A 21,207-nucleotide genomic window follows, 5' to 3' on the forward strand; every position below is an offset into this window, starting at 1 on the left:
ATAAACATAAATAAGTGTTAAAATAGTTAAAAAAAACAGGTTTTTAAGCAGATGGCCTCCACTCGTTTATATATCAACAATTTAAGCCAAACTACCTGGATTAAAGCTCCGGAAAAGGTTTACGCTGATTTTAGTTCGGTTGCTGTTTGGAAAGCATCTGTTTCTCAGTTAAAACCACATTTACAAAACCTGCAAGCTTTGCTTTCTGTGCCGGAAACAGAAAAAGCGCTGCGTTACAAACAGGAAAACGACCGTAACCAGCATGTTTTAAGTAAAGCTGTGTTACGCATTTTATTAAGCAGGTATACCGGAATTGATCCGAAAGAAATTCGGTTTAAAGCTGATCAAAACAAAAAACCTTGTTTAGAAAACGCCTTTTCCGGCCAATTGCACTTTAACGTTTCCCATTCCGGCAATTGTATTTTGGTTGCTATTGCAGATACGCCTGTTGGTATTGATGTGGAAAAGATCAATGCTTCTTTTACCTACCAAAATATGTTAAACTTCAGTTTTAACCAGGAAGAAGCTGATTTTATTGAAAATTCTGCTCATCCAATCCAAAGCTTTTACCAGTTATGGACACGTAAGGAATGCTTGTTAAAAGCAACGGGAAAGGGTTTGGTTGATGATTTAACAGCAATTCCAGGGCTGGATGGCATTCATCCAAACCCGGAAACAATTATACAATCAGCAGAAAACTGGGAAATTACAAGTTTTAAAGTTGATGAAAACCATGTGGGCAGCGTAAGTTTTAACCCGGTAAAAACAGCATTGCAATTTTTTAATTTTCAGCTTTGATTAATATTTGTGCGGTATTTCGGCTTAATTGTTCTAATAAAATTGTTTTTCCGGCTGATAATTCCCTTAATAAAGAAATTTCATAATGCCTAACAGTAATTAAATCTGTCCCGGTATTGTACTTAAAATTGAAATCCTGCTTAAGTTTCTGCATTAATTGTTCAAATTTCCCGCTTTCAAAATCCACACAAAAAGAAAAACTCAAAGCAGAGTTTTGCATCAGGTTCACTTTAAAATGAAGTTCTGCCAAAATTTTATAAATTTCGCTTAAATGATTTTCGGTGATAAAAGAATGGTTTTTGGAAGAAACAGAAACTAAAACCTGGTTTGTTTTGACGATAATTACCGGAACTTTTACCGGCAATTCTTCGCCTAAAATTACCGTTCCGTTGTCCTGCGGCGTTAAAAAAGGTTTTACAAATAAAGGAATGCCCGCATTTTGCAATGGCTGAATGGTTTTTGGGTGAATGATACTTGCGCCGTAATAAGCCATTTCAACCGCTTCCGGGTAAGAAAGCTGATCGAATTTAATTATGTTTTGAAAGCGTTTCGGATCAGCATTAAAAACACCGGCAACATCTTTCCAAATGGTAACAGAGGCAGCATTTAAACAGGAAGCAAAAATGGCAGCCGTATAATCGGAACCTTCCCGGCCTAAAGTTGTGGTAAAATTTTCGGAAGTTCCGCCGATAAACCCCTGTGTTACAACTTTTTCTTTTTGCAGAAATGAAGGAATACTTTCTTTGATACTTTCGCTTGTTTTTTGCCAGTCAACCAAACCTTCTCGGTAAGTATTATCGGTTTGGATATAGCCGCGTACATCCAGCCACTTACTTTTAATTCCGGTTTGGTTTAAATAAGCCGTAACAATGCGCGAAGAAACCAGCTCGCCAATGGAAACAATCTGATCATAAATAAAATTGGGATCATCATGCGGTTCTTCTTCAATCATCCACTCAATTTCTACAAAAGTGTTTTCCACTTCATCAAAAATTGGATGCGAAGGATCAAAAAGTTCGGTTAAAATCTGATCATGATACGCTCTTATTCCTGCAAAAATTGTTTGTACTTCGGCCGTTTGGTTGATGTACGCTGTTGTTAATTGCTCCAGCGCATTCGTCATTTTTCCCATTGCCGAAACCACGATCAGCAATTCATCTTCCTGATACTGACGAACTATTTCAGCTAAATTTTTGATAGCGGCTGCATCTTTTACAGAAGCGCCGCCAAATTTGAAAACCTGCATACTGTTTTTATCGGTTAAAAATTGGTGTTTGCTGCTGAAGGATTTTTAGCCTAAATCCGACAAATCAAAATGTGATAATTGTTCTTTGGATAGCGAAACATTAATCCAGCCGGAATCAAAAGAAGCGTTTAACTTTTTATAAAAACCGATTGCCGGTCCGTTCCAATCCAAAACCTGCCAAAGCATTCCGCTGAAACCTTTTTCCGATGCTTCTTTTACCAGTGTTTTTATCAGTTTCATGCCGATTCCTTTGCTTCGGTAAGCTTCAGTAATAATCAAATCTTCTAAATACATGCGGCAACCTTTCCAGGTAGAATAACGGATGTAATACAAAGCAAAACCGACGATAAAACCATCAACTTCGGCTACAAAAGCTTTCCAAACTGGTTGTTCGCCAAAACCTGCATCTTCAAATTCTTCCGACGTTACGGTAACTTCTTCGGGTGCTTTTTCAAATAAAGCCAGTTCGGCAATTAGTTCGAGCAGACGAGGGCAATCAGCTTTTTTGGCTTCTCTTATCAATAAATCCATGTATAATTAGTTGTTTTTCCAATGAGGAATTAAGCGTTGTCCGAAAATCAAACTGCCAACCCGAATCATCGTGCTGCCTTGTTCAATCGCAATTTTATAATCTGCCGACATGCCCATCGAAATCTCTTTAAAAGAATCTTCTTTCCTGAAAAAGCTTGTTTTTAATCCGTTAAAAAAAGTATGTAATTCGTAAAACTCTTCTTTTAATTGTTTTTGATTTTCTGTATTTGTCGCAATTCCCATCACGCCAACAATCCGCACGTTTTTTAAAACTGTAAATTCTTCAGATCGCAGTAATTCTATTGCTTCATCAAAACCCAAACCAAATTTGGTTTCTTCATCAGCAATATAAATCTGCAATAAACAATCAATTACGCGCTTGTTTTTGGCTGCCTGCTTGTCAATTTCCTGCAACAATTTTAAGCTGTCAACAGAATGGATTAAGCTGATAAAAGAAGCAATGTATTTTACTTTATTGGTTTGCAAATGGCCGATTAAATGCCATTCGATGTCTTTGGGCAATTGTTCCTGTTTTTCAACCAGTTCCTGCACGTTGTTCTCGCCAAAAACCCGTTGCCCTGCGTTGTAAGCTTCCTGCAAAACCTCTACCGGTTTGGTCTTAGAAACCGCAATCAGCTTTACGTTACTGTGTTCAGTTTCCTTTTTTAAGTTACTGATATTATCTGCAATGCTCATTAATCCGTAAATTTGAATAAAATTGTTGCAAAACTACACAATGCGATTTTATAAAATCCTGTTTTCTTTATTGCTGATGTTTTTGATTGCTTGTCATCGCGAAGCTGCTCCTGATAATTTAATTGAAGAAGACCAGTTTGTTCCGCTTTTGGTTGATATTCATCTTGCTGATGGTTATTTAAGTACAGGGTCTCAAATGCCCGATAGTTTAAGCTATCGCGGCAACGGTTTGTATGCTGCTATTTTTAAAAAGCATCATGTTGATTCTGTCCAGTTTAAAAAAAGTTACCAGTATTACTCGGTCCATTTAGAACAAATGGGCCAGATTTATAAAGCTGTAACAGAAAGGCTTACAGCAAAAAATGATTCTTTGACCAAAATTCAGAACGCGCTGGCAATTAAAAAAAGCAAGCATGTAACCGATTCTTTGGCAAAGGTTGCCAAAATTAACGCTGCTAAAATTGATTCTGCACGAAAGAAAAGTTTAAAACGGGATTCGACAACAAAACCTAAAAAAGCAGTGGTAAAAAAAGCATCAAAAAATATTGTGGACCACAAATAATTTAAATGATTTACCCCAAAAACAGTGAAGATAAACTGGGTTTTACGGAGATAAAACAACTGATCAAAGCCAAATGCCTGAGCATTATGGGCCAGGAAATGGTAGATAAGATCCAGGTGATGAACAATTTCGACCAGATACAGAAGTTTTTACGACAAACATCTGAATTTAAAAATATCCTTTCTAACGATACGGCTTTGCCGATCAGCAATTTTCACGACATTAAAACACTGGCAAAAAAAGCACGTGTGGAAGGGACTTTTTTATCAGAAGACGAGTTTTTTCAGGTGCAGCAATCGCTGATAACCGTTTTTGCGGTGCTGGCTTATTTTAATGAACGTGCCGGTTTATATCCAAATCTGGAAGCTTTATTTGAGCATCTGCCGATCGAGAAAAATATTTTAAAAGCAATTGACCGTGTATTAGATCTGAAAGGAAAAGTACGGCCAAACGCTTCACGTGAATTGCAGGAAATTACCTCAGGAATTGCACAAGCCGAACAAGCTGCACGCAAAACCATTGAACAGATTTTTAAGAATGCAGGCAACAATGGCTGGACGGCAGACGGTTCTTTAACCATTCGCGATGGCCGTTTATGTATTCCTTTGTTAGCAGAAAATAAGCGGAAATTAAAAGGGTTTATCCATGATGAATCTTCATCCGGACAAACGGTTTATGTAGAACCGGAAGAAGTTTTTACGTTAAACAATCGCGTTCGGGATTTAGAATTTGAAAGAAGAAGGGAAATTATTAAAATCCTGACTTTATTAACTGATGAACTCCGGCCTTTTGTTCCCATTTTAATTTCTTACCATGGCTTATTGACCAAGCTGGATTTTGTCCGTGCAAAAGCTTTGTTTGCTTTGGATATTGAAGCAGAAATGCCGGTTTTAGTCCGGGAAATGCGGGTTAACTTGATCAACGCCAGCCACCCATTGCTTCTTTTATCGCATAAAAAAGAGCAAAAAAGCGTTGTCCCGTTAAATATTAAGATTGATGAAACGGACCGGATCATTGTTGTTTCCGGTCCGAATGCCGGCGGAAAATCTGTTTGTATGAAAACGGTTGGTTTGTTGCAACTGATGGTTCAGGCAGGATTATTAATCCCGGCAGCGGAACAAAGTGAAACCGGTGTTTTCCGGCAGATTTTTTCTGATATCGGCGATGATCAGTCTATAGAAAGTGATTTGAGTACCTACAGTGCGCATCTTTCTAAAATGAAATATTTTGTGGAGATGGCGGACAGTAAAACACTGGTTTTAATAGATGAATTTGGAACAGGAACAGATCCGCAATTTGGCGGACCAATTGCTGAAGCTGTTCTGGAATCCCTCAATCAAAAAAAGGTAAAAGGCGTAATTACAACGCATTATTCTAACCTGAAGTTGTTTGCAAGCAACACTGCCGGATTGGAAAATGCTTCGATGTTGTTTGATAACTTGCAATTGCGGCCCATGTATATTTTGGAAGTTGGAAAACCCGGAAGTTCGTATGCTTTTGAAATTGCACAAAAAATTGGTTTGCCTGCTTACGTAATCAACTCGGCAAAAAACAAAATTGGCGTGAACCAGAAAAAGGTAGATACGCTGTTGATTGATTTGGAACGTGATAAAAAGGAAGTGCTGGATGCGAAACTAAATTTACAGAAGCAGGAGCGGAGAGCAAATGTTTTGCTTCGGGAGAATGAAGAACTGAAGCGTTATCTCGAAGAAAATAAAAAAGAACTGATCCGCGAAGCAAAAAAAGAAGCCAAAACGATTATTCAGGATGCTAACCGGTTGGTAGAAAATACCATCTCAGAAATAAAAAGCAGTAATGCCGATAAGGAAACAATACGTAACCTGCGGGAAAACCTGCAAAAAGAATTGCAGAAAAATACGGTTAAACCAGAAATTGTGCCGGTAAAAGAAGCACCGGAAATTGCGGTTGGCGATTGGGTAAAACTGAACGATTCTGAAACAATGGGACAGGTGATGGAAATTGCAAGAGACAATGTAATTATTGCAATTGGAGATTTGCGGACTGTTGCCAAACGTAAAAAAGTACAAAAAATAGCCCGAAAAGAAGTCCCGAAAGAGATACGCCGTTCTTACAACCAGCAATTAAATGATACGGCAAGTTTTAGTCCGGAGATTGATGTGCGCGGCAAACGGGGCGAGGAAAGTTTGTATGAAATTGAAAAATACCTGGACCGTGCCATTATGATGGGCGTGGGAAGTTTGAAAATCATCCACGGAAAAGGTGATGGTATTTTACGAAAACTGATCCGTGATTATTTGAAAAAATACAATGAGGTAAGCCATGTAGAAGATGAACACGCCGACCGTGGCGGCGATGGCATTACTTACGTGTATTTGAAGTAGGTTTACAAATATATATTGTAATTTTAATAGCAATTAAATTAGCAGAACGGTTAGCAAAATACAGAAAACCGTTCTGCTAATCATTTTTTTATAAAATGAAATTTACATAAATATTCTTTTTAAAATATACCTTGTATAGTTTGGCTCTAAAGGGTTCTTTTTATAATTAAAGAATCATCCAACTAAATGTTGCTATTTAAAATATTGAAGTTGTTTAAACTTTTTTTCTGGCCTTCTTTTTTTGGGGCCGATGCTTCTTTTATCACCTAAAAATGTTAGTCGTTAGGTTTTGCTTTTAGGGGCCGGTGCTTCTTTTATCAACTAAAAATGCTGGTCATTAAATTTTGATTTTTTAGGCCGATGCTTCTTTTATCGCCTAAAAATGTTGGCCCTTCACTAAAGACCTGTAAGGTTTTCAAAACCTTTTAGGTCAGGTAGTGGATTAAATGTAAACATCAATTTTACCCGGTAAAAGAAGCATGGGCACCAAACCTGGGCCTGCCGAAGGACCAAATTTAAATTGGTACCAAAAAGTTTAAACAACCTCATTAAATAAAACAATTACATATAATTCAAAATATACTAAAATAATATTGTATTTTTATTTTTATATAATTTATATAAATCATCTTGTTGTAGCTTGGATAGTTACTTATAATCCTCTTTAAATGCATATACTAATTTTTAGTACTGTATTTTATCCTGTTTTAGGTGGTATTGAAAACCTAACCCTTAATCTGTGTAAAGAGTTTGTTAAGAAAGGGCATCAGGTAAAAGTAATTACGCATCAAAAACAAAATAAACCTTTAATAGACATTGAAGTATATGATACGCCGGGTTTTATAAAAACTATAAAATTATTTTTATGGTGCGATGTTTATTACATGCCTAATATTTCTTTAAAAGGGATTTGGCCGTTACTTTTTAATCCGGGTAAAAAGTGGGTTGTCTCACAAAATGATTTTTCGCTTAGTGAAAGAAGCTGTTTATCTCTCGTCAAATTATTTTTTATCAGACGGGCTTCAAAAAATATTTCTGTAAGCAAAAGTGTAGCTGCTTCGTTAGGTACACCATCAGAAATTATTTATAATTGTTATGACGATGCTGTTTTTACTCTGCAAAACTTGGCAGAAAGAACACATGATTTTATTTTTGTTGGCCGCCTGGTTTCTCAAAAAGGTTGTGATACACTAATTAAAGCTTGTAACAATTTACCAAGGCCATTTAAAGCAACCATAGTAGGTGATGGGCCGGAAATGCGAAAATTGCAAAACCTGGTAAAGAAATCCGACCTTACAGATAGCATTACTTTTACCGGAACACAAAACAGTGTTGCAATTGCAAGGATTTTAAATCAGCATAAATTTTTAATAATTCCATCCAATAAAAAAGAAGGTTTTGGAATTGTTGTTTTAGAAGGATTAGCTTGCGGTTGTCGCGTTATTGCATCCAACGCTGGTGGCTTGGAAGAAGCTGTTGGCAGTTTCGGCAAATTATTTGAATCTGGTAATGTGCAGCAATTAAATCAGTTGTTAAAAGAAGCATTAAACAATACCAATCAATTAAATTATACGCAGCAGGATTTGGATGCCTATTTAAGCAATTATAAAAAGCATGTGGTTGCACAAAAGTATTTGTCTGTTTTTAAGTAGATACAAACTGAAAACCTCGACTGATAAGTTTTATCTCTCCAAATAATTTACAGTAATAAAAAAAGCACAATTTTGATTTTGCTGCAAATACCTTTCCCCAACTTGTGGAACATAAGCTGATCTTCTTCCCCAAACTTCTACAACTTCCACGTTTGTTGATCCTTTTGTTTTATCAAACAATCAGTTTTAAATTTTTTAATTGCTTTTCGTTTTTCGAAGAGAAACGTACGCATTTCTTTTACCGCAAAATTTTTTTGTTTGATAAAAGCTAAAGAGCTTGTATAAAAAGCTTGATGAAATATTTATTGCTTTCAGCGAAATCTGATTTCTTATTCATTCCAAACATTACAAGTTATTTTTTCTAAGTAGAACTTAATTGTTTCACAAGTTTGATGCTTCTTTTACCTGGCATTTTTGTTGGCTATATCGCTGTGGAATCAATCAACAAAAAGTTTAAAAAATTAAAAACACTGGATCATGAAAAAAGTATTGCACTTCGTCTTTTCTGCTTTAACATTCTTTTCCTCTAAAAAAGAACAATCTCCAGCAAACACAAATACATCTGAAAAATCACCTTTAAAAATTGTTCGGTAAGAACTCAAGCTGACTTGCTTAGATTTTATTCAAAAATCTGATAACCTCTCATTTCATTTTTTGATCTTATTAAACCTACAATCATGAAGATTTTAATTTTTAGTACCGTATTTTATCCTATGCGCGGCGGGATCGAAAATTTAACACTTAATTTAACCAAAGAGTTTATTGATAAAGGGCACGAGGTTAAAGTAATTGCTTACCAAAAACAGACCGGAGTTTTAAAAGATATTGATGTTTACTACACGCCTGGATTTTTAGAAGTAGTTAAAATGTTTTTATGGTGCGATGTATATTATATGCCCAACATTTCTTTAAAAGGGGTTTGGCCGCTTATTCTTAATCCTAAAAAAAGATGGGTTGTTTCTCAAAATGATTTTTCGTTAACTAACAAAACAAGCTTTTTATCAATCTTAAAGTTATTAATGATTAAATTTTCTTCAAAAAATATTGCTGTTAGTAAAAGCATTGCTAATTCCTTACGTACATCTTCAGAAGTAATTTATAACTGTTATGATGATACTGTTTTTAAGCAGGAAAACTTAGCAGAAAGGCCAAACGACTTTGTTTTTGTTGGCCGCCTTGTTTCTCAAAAAGGTTGCGACACTTTGATTAAAGCTTGCCGTAATTTACCTCAGCCTTTTAAATTAACTATTGTTGGTGATGGGCCGGAGATGGATTATTTAAAAGCTTTAGTAACCCAGTTTGAATTGACCAACCAAATTACTTTTGCCGGTACAAAAAGCAGTACAGAAATTGTTGAAATATTGAACCAGTGTAAAACGTTGGTAATACCATCTAACGGAAGAGAAGGTTTTGGTATTGTTGCTTTGGAAGGTTTAGCTTGCGGCTGCCGTGTTATTGCAACCAATTCCGGCGGTTTGGCAGAAGCTGTGGGTGATTTTGGAAGGTTGTTTGAATCCGGAAATGTACAACAATTAAATATGCTGCTAAAAGAAGCATTGTTAAATAAAAACCAGCCGGATTATACTGAGGAAGAACTGGCCGAATACTTAAGTAATTATAACAAGCAGGTAGTTGCACAAAAATATTTAACTATTTTTGATAAAGCAGCGTAACAACGTCCGTATTGTTTAACTTAAATAAAGCTTTTTACTTGTACCAAACCCAATCATTTACCGGAACAGAACTTCCTGCAAAAACACTTTGCCTCACGTTTGATGACGGCCCTGGAAAACATACTGCCGATATTGCCCGTTTTTTATACGAAAATAATATTCAGGCTACTTTTTTTGTGGTAGGAAAGTATGCTTATCATCATCCCGATATTTTGCAGCAGTTGAAGGAAATGGACCATTTGGTAGGAAACCATACTTACGAACACCCGGATATTCCTTATTATGTTTCGGTTGATGGTAATATCATTGACCAGGTTGTACGTACCGATGCGGTTATCAAACCTTATGTTACAAGTAACCGTGTTTATTTTCGCGCACCTTATGGAAAATGGTCGCCCGAAGTTGCACACGAATTGAACCGGAGCATATTGACCGCAAACCATATCGGCCCGATTTTTTGGGAAGTTGCAGGAATAGATTGTTATTACTGGCAAAATAATTGGCCTGCAGAAGAGGCAGCAGCCCGTTATTTAACAGATATTGAGCAGCAAGGCCGGGGCATAGTGGTATTTCATGATGAAATTGCAGATATGGACGTGGTTAAACCACGAAACAAAACTTTAGAACTGCTTAAAATCCTGGTCCCGCAATTGCTGGAACGGGGCTATCAGTTTGTAAGTTTAGATGAAATTCCATCGATAAAAGAAACATCAACAGAAAAACCAACATTTACATTGCGAAGTAAAGGAGGGAAGCGTGTTTCATTAAAAAATAAGATTGAATTATATGCTGTTGGACAAGCAGGCAATTTGCAGAACTTGCTTACTTTAGAAGAATTAGGTTACGGAAAAGTTGCCATAAAAGCAGCAAATAACCTGTATTTAAGTACGGCAGGAGAAACAAATAACTTAACAGCAAGCGCTGTAGAAATGAATGCAACAGAAACTTTCGACCTCATTCCGGTAAATGCAACTACTATCATGCTTCGTTGTACAAATGGCTTCTATGTTGCTATAGAAAAAAACGGAAAGTTAAGTTCAAGTGCGCAATTTATGCGGCAGGCAGCAATTTTTAGTTATGCAAATCATAATTTAGCTGTTAAAAACAGTATTTCGCTGATGAAAAGATTTTCGTTATTAAAGAAGCGGTTGCTGTTTGTAAAATCCAAACTACAGCAAAAGATTAGCCAATAAAAATTTGAGATACTTTTTTCATATTGCTTATCTTGGAACAAATTACAGCGGTTGGCAAAAACATCCAAATACAATTACTGTTCAACAGGTTTTAGAAACCAAACTAAGTCAGGTTTTAAAAGTTTCAATTCAAATTAACGGTTGTGGCCGCACAGATGCTGGCGTTCATGCAAGCCAGTTTTTTTTTCATGCTGATATTGATATTGCAAATACAGAAGAACTACAATTTCGTTTAAACCGTGCCTTGCCAAATGATATCGCAGTTTTTGATATTCTGGAAATGCAAGACAAGCAGCACGCACGTTTTGATGCTTGTTTAAGGACTTATGATTATTTGATCCATACTTATAAAAACCCTTTTATAAGCAGTACAAGCTCTTTTTACGCACTAAAAAACCTGAACATAGAACAAGTAAAAAAAGCAATGCAACTGTTGCTTTTATATCAGGATTACAAAGCTTTTTGTACAACACCAAATAAATATGAACATACAATTTGCAAAATAAGTTCTGTAAAATTATACTTGGATGAAAGTGAAAAAAATATTCAAATTCAAATTTCTGCCAATCGTTTTTTAAGTAAAATGATCCGTATTATTGTTGGAAAACTATTGAAAATTGGAACCGGAAAAATGAGTATTGATGAATTCGAACATCATCTAATCAGTAAAGAAACACCTGCAATTTTAGATTTAGCTTATCCGCAAGGTTTACATCTTTCTAAAGTTACTTATCCATTTTTGGATCTTCCTAACAAAGCAGAAATTTTAGGTGATAAAAGAAGTATCAAACCATTGTAAAACTATTCAAACCTTTAATACAATATCTTTCACCATTACATCCAACTCAGCTGCGCTTTGTTTTAACATTCCAACAATTGAATTATTTGCCGATGATTCTTCTGTTGTTTCCAGCATTTCTACTAATCCAATAATATTTGCCAGCGGCCTTCTTACTAAATGCGACTGGCTGTAAGCAATTTCTTCTAATGTTTTTTCTTTGGAAGAGATAATTTCACTGGCTTCAGACAAGCTATTACTAAGGTTTTTTACAGCTTGCAACTGCTGCATTTTGTGTTCGTGGATATTGGTACAAGAGCCAAACCACGTTTCAATATAATCATTGGAATTTTTATAAGGAATAGCTCGGATTAAAAACCACTCGTAATTGTTAAATTGCTTTTTAAGCAAAACTTCTGCTTCAAACTTTTCTCCGTTTTTTACTGATTCAATCCAAAGCCTAAATAATTCTTTTCTTTTTTGTGGGTGAATTAAATGTAATAGTGCAGTTTTTCTTGGGGTTTCATTTTTGCAAGCGAAATATTCGAAAAACCGCTCGTTCATAAAATTCACATTTCCATTAGCTAAAGCTGTCCAGATAATTTCCGGAATAATATTGGAAAGTGATTCGAAACGTTTTCTTTCTTCTTCTGCAAATTGTTTTGACCTTAAAAGTTCGGATTCGTACTTTTTCCGGTCTGTAATTTTAAGAATAGAAGCATGTACAGCTATTGTTTTTCCGTCATCACCTTTAATATTTACAGCATTAACTAAACTTGGAAAAGCAGTGCCGTTTTTTAAATCGATATCAAAGTTAATTTCATTGATAAAACCCTGCCGGTTTAACAAAGGTAAAACCACCATTTGATAGTAAAGCTTTCCACCAACACTTAAAATATCATGAAACTTCTTTTGCTCTATAATTTCTTCATTATTCAGCCCGATCCAATTTAACAAGGTTTTATTAACGCGGAAAATTTTTCCGTCCGGATGAAAAGATAAATGTCCGCAAGGCGAATTTTCATACAAAAATTCTGTACTTGTTAGCAAGTTCTGCTCTTCAGGCTGTAGTCTGTTCACGTGGGTTTAGGCAAAAATTTCCGTTTTAATATAATCTTTTATGGCTTTGATAACTTTTTCCGGTGCACTTAAATGCGGACAATGACCGCTTGTATGTAGTTCCAGATAAATATTTCCTATCGTGTTTTCATGAATATATTGCCCGGCTGTTTCCGGCGCCATTACATCATCCATACATTGTACCGTTAAACTTGGCACCGTTAAAAAAGGCAGTTTATGCCGATGATCTGAAAGTAATGTTACACGTGCAAAATTTTGGGAAATAGCCGGATCGGCTGCAATAAAGCTTTCTGTTAGTTCTTCCTGCTTTTCTAAAGAATTTTTTTCTCCCATAATTGCAGGCGCCATCATCTGAGAAAAACCAAGATAATTGTTATCCAGCATTTCAAACAAACCATCCAAGTCGCTTCTTTCCAGTCCTCCAATGTAATCACCGTCATTTAAATAGCGTGCAGACGGACCAAGAAAAATGAGCTTTTGAAAGTAATCTGGTTCTTCCAAAGCAGCAAGCAAACCGATCATACTGCTAACAGAATGGCCAACATAAATAACCTGATGAAGCTGTAAAGCAGCACAAATATCTAATACATCTTGCGCAAAACCTCTGAGTGAATTATAAAGCTCTGGTTTATAAGCAGAGTGGTCAGAGTTGCCACTTCCAACATAATCAAAGAGAATTACCCGATAGTTTTCTGTAAAAGCATTGTAAACATATTTCCATACTTTTTGATCACCACCAAAACCATGAGCAAATAAAATTGTCTCCTTACCATTTCCAAAAATTTTTACATTGTTCCTTTTTAGAATATCCGTCATTTGGCTTTATATATTTTGGATATTTTGTACGATTTTACTTTTATAAAGATTCAATTTAAGTCATTCAGCTAATTATTTTATTATCAAATAGCATATTAAACCTGGGGAAAACAAGTACTGGGTTTTGTTAAATTTTTTTCTTAAAATATCAGGCATAAAAAAAGCCGATAAAATATCAGCTTTTAAAATTTAATCAGGAACAACCAACTGCTTATTCTGCAATAATTTTTGTTTCTACATTTCCGCGTGTTGCTTTGGAGTAGGGGCAACCTTTATGTGCAGCATCGGCCAGTTTCTGTGCTTTTTCCAGATCAATTCCCGGAATATGAACGTGCAGTTCGGCAGATAAAGCATAAGAAGAAGCGCCTTCCTGGTTAAAACCAATATGCACATCTACCGTTGCTTCGCTTACATCTACGTTATCACGTTTTCCAACAGAACCTAAAGCGCCTAAATAACAACTTCCCCAGGCAGCAGCAAAAAGCAGTTCGGGATTGGCATAACCTGCTTCGCCGCCCATTTCTGCCGGCCTTTTCAATTGTAAATCAATAACGCCGTCGGCTGATTTTACGGTGCCTTCACGGCCGCCTTTTGCAGTAACTACTGCGGTATATAATAATTCCATTTCTTTCGTATTTGAATGTTTAAACTCCTGTTTAAAACTTTTGTTTGCATTAGTTGAAACAATTTGCTAAAAATATTAGTATATTAGCGGTATGAATGATGATAGAATCCGTGAAAAGCTTTCCATTTTAGCCGATGCTGCCAAATATGATGTTTCCTGCTCGTCCAGCGGCAGCAAGCGCAAAAACGAAAATAAAGGTTTGGGCGATACCGGCAGCGGCATTTGCCATACTTATACAGAAGACGGAAGATGCGTTTCGCTGCTAAAAATATTACTGACCAACCATTGCATTTTTGATTGCGCATATTGTGTTTCCCGCAAAAGCAACGACATTAAACGTGCTGCTTTTACCGTGCAGGAAGTGGTGGATTTAACGATGAACTTTTACCGCCGGAATTATATTGAAGGTTTATTTTTAAGTTCCGGGATTTTTAAAGATGCAGATTATACCATGGAAAGATTGGTCCGCATTGCAAAAAAGTTGAGGACCGAGTACAAGTTTAACGGCTACATTCACCTTAAATCTATTCCCGGAGCAAGTGATGAACTGATGGCTGAAGCTGGTTTGTATGCAGATCGTTTAAGTGTAAACTTAGAATTGCCAACCGAAGCCGGATTAAAATTGTTGGCCCCCGACAAGAACCAAAAGGATATGATCAAACCGATGAATTTTATTAAAAATGAAATCATCCTTCGCAAAGAAGAAAAAAACCTGTTTAAAAAAGCACCATTGTTTGCGCCGGCCGGACAAAGCACGCAAATGGTAATTGGTGCAACGCTGGAAAACGACCGGCAAATTTTATATACCGCCAATCATTTTTATAATTCCTTCAACTTAAAACGGGTTTATTATTCGGGTTATGTTCCTGTTAGTAATGATAATCGTTTGCCAGGTTTAAGCACAGCAGTGCCAACGGTGCGCGAAAATCGTTTGTATCAGGCGGATTGGCTGATGCGTTTTTACGGATTCAATGTGCGGGAAATTGTGGATCAAAATAACCCTCACTTGGATTTAGATATCGATCCAAAGTTAAGCTGGGCAATTCGAAACTTACAACATTTTCCTATCGATGTGAATAAAGCTGATCTGCAATTAATTTTACGTGTTCCGGGAATTGGATTGCAATCGGCACAAAAAATTGTAAGCGGGCGCAAGTTTGGAAAACTGAATTGGGAAAATTTGAAATCAATGGGAATTGCTATCAACCGGGCACGTTATTTTATCACTTGCAACAGCCGGGATTTTGAGCGGAGGGAATTATCAGGGACCAGGATCAAGCAATTTATTTTAGCCGGATCGCAAAGCAAATACCTCAAACAAAAACCTAATCAGCTAAGCCTTTTTTAAGATGATTACTTTAGTTTACGACGGCACTTTTGAAGGTTTGCTTACCGTGGTTTTTGAGGTTTACGAGCATAAAATGGCTTTGGTAAAAGTTTGCCGAGAAAGCATGGTGCAACCCAATTTTTTTGATGCTAAAAGAAGCATTGTATCTGATACGGTTAAAGCAAACCGTGTTTTAAAAGGCCTGCACCAAAGGCTTTCGGCTGGCGGCGTACAACGTTTATATGCCACGCATTTATCGGAAATAGAAGGCGAGGACGATAATTTATTAGGTTTTATCCGCTATGTTTTTAGTACGAATACACAGGTGGAAGAAGATTTTGGGAACAAATATGTAATGCGCCTTTCTGATACACTTAAAAAAGTACGCCGCGAAAAGCACAGGATGGAGGCTTTTGTCCGTTTTCAAAAAATGGCAGATGGTATTTTTTATGCTTCCATCCAACCTGATTTTAATGTTCTGCCCTTAATTTTGCCCCATTTTAAACGAAGGTATGCCGACCAGCGCTGGATTATTTACGACATTAAAAGAGCTTACGGAATTTATTATGATTTGAACGAAGCGGAATTTATACAGATGGATTTTGCCAGCGGAAAACCTTATAATAAAACAATTTTTTCGTCTTATTCTGAAGATGAAACTTTGTACCAGGCTTTGTGGAAAGATTATTTTAAACACGTAAATATTCCAGCGCGGAAAAACACCAAACTTCACTTGCAGCACGTGCCAAAGCGCTATTGGAAACATTTAACAGAGAAGTTTTAAGGTGATAAAAGAAGCATTGATCAGGAAAGAATAACATCTGTAACTTTGCCAATATCGACACAGATTTTCAGGATAAACCGTAACTGATCTTCCAGAAAGGAACCATCTGCTTGTTCGTTATCGCTACTATTTTCAACTGGATTTGCTTCTGTTTCTGAAGAAAATATTTTTGCATCAGTTTCTGTTAACGGGCCTAATTTTTTTACTGTTTCCCTTAAAATAATTTGTGCATGGCGAGCCATTTTTAAAGAAACTTGAAGATTATTGCTGTTTTTATCAGGTAAATTTGCGGCAATAGCAGCAATGGCAGAAGACAACATGTGATTAAGCACCACAAATTTATGGAGATCTTTGATATGCTTTTGCTTGCTTTTCGGTTCAGATATCATCCGCTCGAAAGTAGCTGATAAGTTTCCTGATTCTACATAAACATCTTTGCGTGCTAATTTATATTCTACCGCGTTAAAAGGTGCTCCGCACAATCGTTCTGTTATGGTTTTAAGATAAGCCTGATTGCTGATTAAAACTTTAATTAAATTTCCATGCAACTGATCGGATTCCCAACTTGGAAAAAGAATAAAAATGGAAGAAAAAGCAAGTGCAGAACCGATAACAGTATCCAAAACACGTTCTTCAACAGTATGGATCAAATCAACACCCAAAAAACCAAAAACAATCAGCACATAAGGTGTCATAAAAATTACGCTTACAACATAATTCAGCCTTAAGAAACTGTAGGTAAACAGCATTAAAAACAGCATGATAAAAAACTGGATGGTTTTATCCGGAATAAAAAGCAGTATCAAAACGCCTATTAATCCGCCGGCCAAAGTGCCGATAAGCCTTTGAAAATTACGTTGTTTGGTAAGGCTGAACCCTGGTTTCAGGATTACGATAATGGTTAGCAAAATCCAGTAACTGTGATGGCCTGTTGCTACTGTTTTTGCCAGGGTAAAACCAATGCCGCAAACAATTGCAACACGCAAAGCATGTTTAAAAGAGGCAGATTTAAAAGTCAGGTTCTCGAAAAACAATCGCGGCGCATAATCCTGATGGGTTACAAACCGGGAAAATTCAAGGTTTGAAGCTTTTTCCGCAGTTTTTGGAACTTCATTCGTATAACTTGCCATATCAACCAATTGCTGGTTAATGTTCCGGATGTTTACCAGGATTTTCTTTAAAAATAAAGTGCTTTTTTGCTGATCTTCAGCTCCAATTTGGTCGATATGGCTTTTTAATTGTTCCAGTTCCGAATTGTGGATATTAGTGCGTTTATGCTTTTTGTTGGATTGAACAGCAAAACCTATCTGTTCCATTTCCTCTGCCATTTTATGGATAAGCTTTGATATTTCCTCCAGTACACCTGTTTCTAAAAAAGATTTTCGCAGGTTTTCATAATCATAATGTGTATAAGTAATCTGGTCGAAAAGATCTACCAGATCTACAAATGTTAGAATCAGCATTCGGCTGGTATGCGTTGATTCTTTTACAATTGCGCGCGTTTTAAATAACAGTTCCCGTACAGCATCCTGATGCTGGCTAACATTAATTTGCTGCGAAACCAGATTTTTGTAGTCCTCATCAATGTTAGTTTTCTCAGCATAAAAATCTGCCTTCAACCTTAAATATTTTGCTACTTCACTTATACATTCTCCTAACGCTTGTTGTGCAGCGCGATATGGCCTGATCCGAAAAAAGGTTAAACTGAATATCGTGTACCAAATTCCTCCGGCAAAAATCAACAGGCTGGAAGTAACGACTTCTTGCGGTTGCATGCGCTTTTCAATCATAAAAATCATGATCAGGAGAGCACAAGTTCCGATAGAAGATGCGCGATTGCCGTAAACTGCAAACATCGAAAAGAAAAAGGCAAGGAGCACGATTTCGATCCCCAGAAAAAACGGATTATGTTGTATAAAACCAGTAAGCAGCGATACCAGCAGTATGAGCAAACAGCAAACAATCATGCTGTTGCGCTTTTGAATAGCCGGGCCTGGCGAATCTACCACACTTACACATAAAGCGCCTAAAGCGAAACTAACGCCGTCGGCAAGTTGGTTAAAACCATTAAACAAAAGCACCGGAATTAATACGCCTAACGTAATACGCAAGCCATCCGAAAAATACTGACTGTAAAAGAAGCTTGAAATTTTTCTGGTAGATAGCTGCAGCATAGTAACAATATAAGTAAATTCAGAAAAAAGTTTGCTTTTTATGTTTTGAAATTAGTGCCAGTAAAAGTATTTAAGAAATTTCAATTTAGTTGATACTTCTTTTACCAATAAAAAAATGATAGAAAATACACTTTAAACTTATTAAATCTTTAATTTGCCGAAGATAATGTTACCAATATAATATGAAACTCAGTCAGAAAGAATTTGTATTTAATAATGAAGTAGTTACCCGGTTTGACTTATATAACAGCTTATTTTTAACACTTCCGTTCTACCAGGTAAAGTACACAGGTACTTTGTTGCCTTTTTTTAAATCGCATGTAGAAGAAGGCATCAGTAAAAAATTATCTCCGGTAGAAATTATTGAAAGCTTTTTTAATAAATACCAGCAATATATAAAAGATGCAGACCGTTTCCATCTCCTGTTTCGTTTTATACAATATATTGAACGCCAGGTAGTATTATTTGATGCGATTGAAGATTCTGCATTTTCAAAATTAGAAACCGGTGACGATAGCAGTTCGATGCAGGTTTTGTTACAACAAGTAATTAACCAGCCGGATACGCATGCAAAAGTTCGGGCGGCTTTGCAAAAGTTTTCATTGCGTTTGGTTTTAACCGCGCATCCAACTCAATTTTATCCGGGAAGTGTTTTGGGGATTATTACCGAATTAACCGAAGCATTAAAAGTAAATAACATTAACCAGATTTATTTACTGCTACAGCAATTAGGGAAAACGCCTTTTTTAAACAAAGAAAAACCAACGCCGGTTGACGAGGCAGTTTCTTTGGCCTGGTTTTTAGAAAACGTATTTTACCAGTCTGCTTCTTCAATTAAAGAAAAGTTAGACACCGAGTTTGATTTTTTAGCGGAAGAAGAGCACCAGACGTTAGAATTAGGTTTTTGGCCCGGTGGCGACCGCGATGGAAACCCAAATGTAAACCTGCAAGCTACACAGGCAGTAACCGAATTATTGCGAAAAGTAATTTACCGGTGTTATGCCCGCGATTACAAGGAATTACGCAAAAGGCTTACGTTTCGTGGCGTAGAACAATATATGGCCGAATTGGATAAGCAGCTTAATAAGGAAACCCGGCCTGTAGAACTGCATTCAAAAAACCAACAGGCTATAATATTAGAAAATCTGGAAGCTATTAAAAAAGTGCTGCAAAAAGAGCATGATGGCTTGTTTAGTAATTTGGTGGATGACCTGATCCGTAAAGTAAAAATTTTCGGTAATTATTTCGCTACGCTGGATATACGCCAGGACAGCAGGATTTTGCGCAAAACGCACCAGTATTGTTTAAGGGAATCACCGATCAGGCACCGTTTTCCAAAAGATTATTATGACCAGACCGAGGAAGAAAAATTAAAGAATATCCGTTTTGTAGAAGCAGATTTTTACAGTCCGGACCTGGCTGATGATATGGTGAAGGATACGTTGGATACCATTCGTTACATGCGCGAAATACAGGAAATGAACGGCGAAAAAGCATGTCATCGTTTCATCATCAGCAATTGCCAACAGGCATCTGATATTTTGCAACTGGTCAACCTGTTTTTATGGAGCGGTTGGAAAGCCGACAGTTTAACGATTGATTTTGTTCCGCTTTTTGAAACAGTAAACGATCTGCAGGAAGCAGCCGGAATTATGGAAAAACTTTATACTAATCCATTTTATACGGCTCATCTCAAAAAAAGAAACAACAGGCAAACCATCATGCTTGGTTTTTCAGATAGTACGAAAGATGGCGGTTATTTAATGGCCAACTGGTCTATCTACAAAGCAAAAGTAGAGTTAACGGCGATGTCCAGGAAATACGATATTGACCTTGCTTTTTTTGATGGCCGTGGCGGCCCTCCGGCACGCGGCGGCGGCAAAACACATCGTTTTTATGCTTCTATGGGCCATGAAATTGCTAACGATTACATCCAGTTAACCATACAGGGACAAACTATCAGTACGCAGTATGGCTCTGTTGACAGCGCCAGGTTTAATATGGAACAATTAATTAACGCCGGAATTGTATCAGCCTTAAACCAGGAAAACGGAGATACAATTGATGAAAATGGCCGCGAATTGATTCAAAATATGGCCGATGAAAGCTACCGTTACTTTATGGAGCTGCGCGGAAACCCCTTGTTCCTGCCGTATCTGGAACATTTAAGCCCGCTCAAATTGCTATCAGAAATTAATATCAGCAGCAGGCCGGTAAAAAGAAACTCAGGCGCAGAACTAAAACTGGAAGATTTGCGCGCCATTAGCTTTGTAACTGCCTGGAGCCAGTTAAAACAAAACATTCCTGGTTTTTATGGTGTAGGGGCAGCATTGAAAAAAATGGAACAGGAAGGCAAATGGGAAGATTTGAAAAACCTGTACCGGCAATCCAGCTTTTTCAAGACAATTATTGATAATTGTATGATGTCTATGTCTAAATCCAATTTTAACATAACGGCAACTTTAGCCAATGATCCTGTTTATGGTGCTTTCTGGACGATGCTAAAAAATGAATATGAATTAACAAGTTCTTTACTTTTAAAACTTTCTGACACCAAAGTTTTGATGGAAGAATCGCCGGTAGAAAGACAATCTATCGCCCTGCGCGAAAAAATTATACTACCGTTGGTTGTTATTCAGCATTATGCTTTGCAGCAATTAAATTCGCCGGAACTCAACCAGGAAACAACTAATTTATATAACAAGTTAATTATCCGTACCGTTTACGGTATTGTAAATGCCGGAAGAAATCTGGCATAATTGGATTTGATGCTTCTTTTATGCAGGTAAAATTAGTATCGGTTTTAACAAAGAGAGAAACCTTTTTAAAGAAATCTGATCGTGTTCTTTGAAGAAGATTTCTCTCTTTTTGCTAAGATTATAATTTGAAATGATAATATTTGCTTAGGC

17 protein-coding genes are annotated in these 21,207 nt (G+C 36.7%); 10 read left to right on the forward strand and 7 right to left on the reverse strand.

Features of this window, described 5'->3' with window-relative positions:
* Positions 1–51 precede the first annotated feature (51 nt).
* Complete coding sequence (locus GO621_RS13080) at positions 52–798, forward strand: 4'-phosphopantetheinyl transferase family protein (RefSeq protein WP_157567741.1); 747 nt, start codon at positions 52–54, stop codon at positions 796–798.
* Here GO621_RS13080 and GO621_RS13085 read toward each other — a convergent pair.
* From GO621_RS13085 to GO621_RS13095, 3 genes are read right to left on the reverse strand one after another with little or no spacing between them, the layout of a single operon-like run.
* Positions 782–2,044 carry an aspartate kinase gene (locus tag GO621_RS13085; protein WP_157567743.1) on the reverse strand — a complete coding sequence of 421 codons (1,263 nt, stop codon included), beginning with the start codon at positions 2,042–2,044 and terminating at the stop codon, positions 782–784. The two genes, GO621_RS13080 and GO621_RS13085, sit on opposite strands and share 17 nt — an antisense overlap.
* Positions 2,045–2,089: 45 nt before the next feature.
* The gene (locus GO621_RS13090; RefSeq protein ID WP_157567745.1) at positions 2,090–2,575 is read right to left on the reverse strand and encodes a GNAT family N-acetyltransferase; all 486 of its coding nucleotides are present in this window, start codon (positions 2,573–2,575) and stop codon (positions 2,090–2,092) included.
* A 6-nt stretch (positions 2,576–2,581) separates the two neighbouring features.
* Positions 2,582–3,271 (reverse strand): YggS family pyridoxal phosphate-dependent enzyme, encoded by a 690-nt coding sequence (locus tag GO621_RS13095; RefSeq protein ID WP_157567747.1) that lies wholly within the window; start codon positions 3,269–3,271, stop codon positions 2,582–2,584.
* Between the two features lie 40 nt (positions 3,272–3,311).
* Between GO621_RS13095 and GO621_RS13100 the strand changes: the two genes are divergently transcribed.
* From GO621_RS13100 to truA, 6 genes are all read left to right on the forward strand, one after another.
* Positions 3,312–3,833: a DUF4296 domain-containing protein gene (locus tag GO621_RS13100; protein WP_157567749.1), complete on the forward strand. Its 522-nt coding sequence runs from the start codon at positions 3,312–3,314 to the stop codon at positions 3,831–3,833.
* 5 nt (positions 3,834–3,838) lie between these two features.
* On the forward strand, positions 3,839–6,196 hold the full coding sequence (locus tag GO621_RS13105; RefSeq protein WP_157567751.1) for an endonuclease MutS2: 2,358 nt from the start codon (positions 3,839–3,841) through the stop codon (positions 6,194–6,196).
* A 668-nt stretch (positions 6,197–6,864) separates the two neighbouring features.
* Positions 6,865–7,848, forward strand: a complete 984-nt coding sequence (locus GO621_RS13110; protein WP_157567753.1) for a glycosyltransferase family 4 protein — start codon at positions 6,865–6,867, stop codon at positions 7,846–7,848.
* Between the two features lie 677 nt (positions 7,849–8,525).
* Positions 8,526–9,521, forward strand: coding sequence for a glycosyltransferase family 4 protein (locus tag GO621_RS13115; RefSeq protein WP_157567755.1), 996 nt, complete (start codon positions 8,526–8,528; stop codon positions 9,519–9,521).
* Positions 9,522–9,532: 11 nt separating this feature from the next.
* Positions 9,533–10,714, forward strand: a complete 1,182-nt coding sequence (locus tag GO621_RS13120) for a polysaccharide deacetylase family protein (protein WP_157567757.1) — start codon at positions 9,533–9,535, stop codon at positions 10,712–10,714.
* Between the two features lie 4 nt (positions 10,715–10,718).
* Entirely contained in the window at positions 10,719–11,513 is a 795-nt protein-coding gene (truA, locus tag GO621_RS13125; protein WP_157567759.1) for a tRNA pseudouridine(38-40) synthase TruA, read from the forward strand.
* 6 nt (positions 11,514–11,519) lie between these two features.
* On the opposite strand, the gene GO621_RS13130 is transcribed toward truA, so the two are convergent.
* The 3 genes from GO621_RS13130 to GO621_RS13140 form a co-directional block, all read right to left on the reverse strand.
* The gene (locus GO621_RS13130) at positions 11,520–12,572 is read right to left on the reverse strand and encodes a PAS domain S-box protein (RefSeq protein WP_157567761.1); all 1,053 of its coding nucleotides are present in this window, start codon (positions 12,570–12,572) and stop codon (positions 11,520–11,522) included.
* 6 nt (positions 12,573–12,578) lie between these two features.
* On the reverse strand, positions 12,579–13,388 hold the full coding sequence (locus GO621_RS13135; RefSeq protein WP_157567763.1) for an alpha/beta fold hydrolase: 810 nt from the start codon (positions 13,386–13,388) through the stop codon (positions 12,579–12,581).
* 211 nt (positions 13,389–13,599) lie between these two features.
* On the reverse strand, positions 13,600–14,013 hold the full coding sequence (locus tag GO621_RS13140) for an Ohr family peroxiredoxin (RefSeq protein ID WP_157567765.1): 414 nt from the start codon (positions 14,011–14,013) through the stop codon (positions 13,600–13,602).
* A 91-nt stretch (positions 14,014–14,104) separates the two neighbouring features.
* Between GO621_RS13140 and GO621_RS13145 the strand changes: the two genes are divergently transcribed.
* Positions 14,105–15,361 (forward strand): putative DNA modification/repair radical SAM protein, encoded by a 1,257-nt coding sequence (locus GO621_RS13145; RefSeq protein ID WP_157567767.1) that lies wholly within the window; start codon positions 14,105–14,107, stop codon positions 15,359–15,361.
* Between the two features lies 1 nt (position 15,362).
* The gene (locus GO621_RS13150) at positions 15,363–16,124 is read left to right on the forward strand and encodes a TIGR03915 family putative DNA repair protein (RefSeq protein ID WP_157567769.1); all 762 of its coding nucleotides are present in this window, start codon (positions 15,363–15,365) and stop codon (positions 16,122–16,124) included.
* A 20-nt stretch (positions 16,125–16,144) separates the two neighbouring features.
* On the opposite strand, the gene GO621_RS13155 is transcribed toward GO621_RS13150, so the two are convergent.
* Positions 16,145–18,298 carry an FUSC family protein gene (locus tag GO621_RS13155; RefSeq protein WP_232335653.1) on the reverse strand — a complete coding sequence of 718 codons (2,154 nt, stop codon included), beginning with the start codon at positions 18,296–18,298 and terminating at the stop codon, positions 16,145–16,147.
* 182 nt (positions 18,299–18,480) lie between these two features.
* Here GO621_RS13155 and GO621_RS13160 point away from each other — a divergent pair, with 182 nt between their 5' ends.
* On the forward strand, positions 18,481–21,057 hold the full coding sequence (locus GO621_RS13160; protein WP_157567771.1) for a phosphoenolpyruvate carboxylase: 2,577 nt from the start codon (positions 18,481–18,483) through the stop codon (positions 21,055–21,057).
* Positions 21,058–21,207: the final 150 nt, after the last annotated feature.

This window comes from Mucilaginibacter arboris (genome assembly GCF_009754915.1).
Classification (GTDB): domain Bacteria; phylum Bacteroidota; class Bacteroidia; order Sphingobacteriales; family Sphingobacteriaceae; genus Mucilaginibacter_A; species Mucilaginibacter_A arboris.

Bases quoted from the DNA above. Each gene is read 5' to 3' on its own strand.
- GO621_RS13080 (WP_157567741.1), top strand. From the start codon at position 52: ATGGCCTCCACTCGTTTATATATCAACAATTTAAGCCAAACTACCTGG.
- GO621_RS13140 (WP_157567765.1), bottom strand. From the start codon at position 14,013: ATGGAATTATTATATACCGCAGTAGTTACTGCAAAAGGCGGCCGTGAA.
- GO621_RS13135 (WP_157567763.1), bottom strand. From the start codon at position 13,388: ATGACGGATATTCTAAAAAGGAACAATGTAAAAATTTTTGGAAATGGT.
- GO621_RS13145 (WP_157567767.1), top strand. From the start codon at position 14,105: ATGAATGATGATAGAATCCGTGAAAAGCTTTCCATTTTAGCCGATGCT.
- GO621_RS13110 (WP_157567753.1), top strand. From the start codon at position 6,865: ATGCATATACTAATTTTTAGTACTGTATTTTATCCTGTTTTAGGTGGT.
- GO621_RS13085 (WP_157567743.1), bottom strand. From the start codon at position 2,044: ATGCAGGTTTTCAAATTTGGCGGCGCTTCTGTAAAAGATGCAGCCGCT.
- GO621_RS13160 (WP_157567771.1), top strand. From the start codon at position 18,481: ATGAAACTCAGTCAGAAAGAATTTGTATTTAATAATGAAGTAGTTACC.
- GO621_RS13150 (WP_157567769.1), top strand. From the start codon at position 15,363: ATGATTACTTTAGTTTACGACGGCACTTTTGAAGGTTTGCTTACCGTG.
- GO621_RS13105 (WP_157567751.1), top strand. From the start codon at position 3,839: ATGATTTACCCCAAAAACAGTGAAGATAAACTGGGTTTTACGGAGATA.
- GO621_RS13090 (WP_157567745.1), bottom strand. From the start codon at position 2,575: ATGGATTTATTGATAAGAGAAGCCAAAAAAGCTGATTGCCCTCGTCTG.
- GO621_RS13155 (WP_232335653.1), bottom strand. From the start codon at position 18,298: ATGCTGCAGCTATCTACCAGAAAAATTTCAAGCTTCTTTTACAGTCAG.
- GO621_RS13095 (WP_157567747.1), bottom strand. From the start codon at position 3,271: ATGAGCATTGCAGATAATATCAGTAACTTAAAAAAGGAAACTGAACAC.
- GO621_RS13115 (WP_157567755.1), top strand. From the start codon at position 8,526: ATGAAGATTTTAATTTTTAGTACCGTATTTTATCCTATGCGCGGCGGG.
- GO621_RS13100 (WP_157567749.1), top strand. From the start codon at position 3,312: ATGCGATTTTATAAAATCCTGTTTTCTTTATTGCTGATGTTTTTGATT.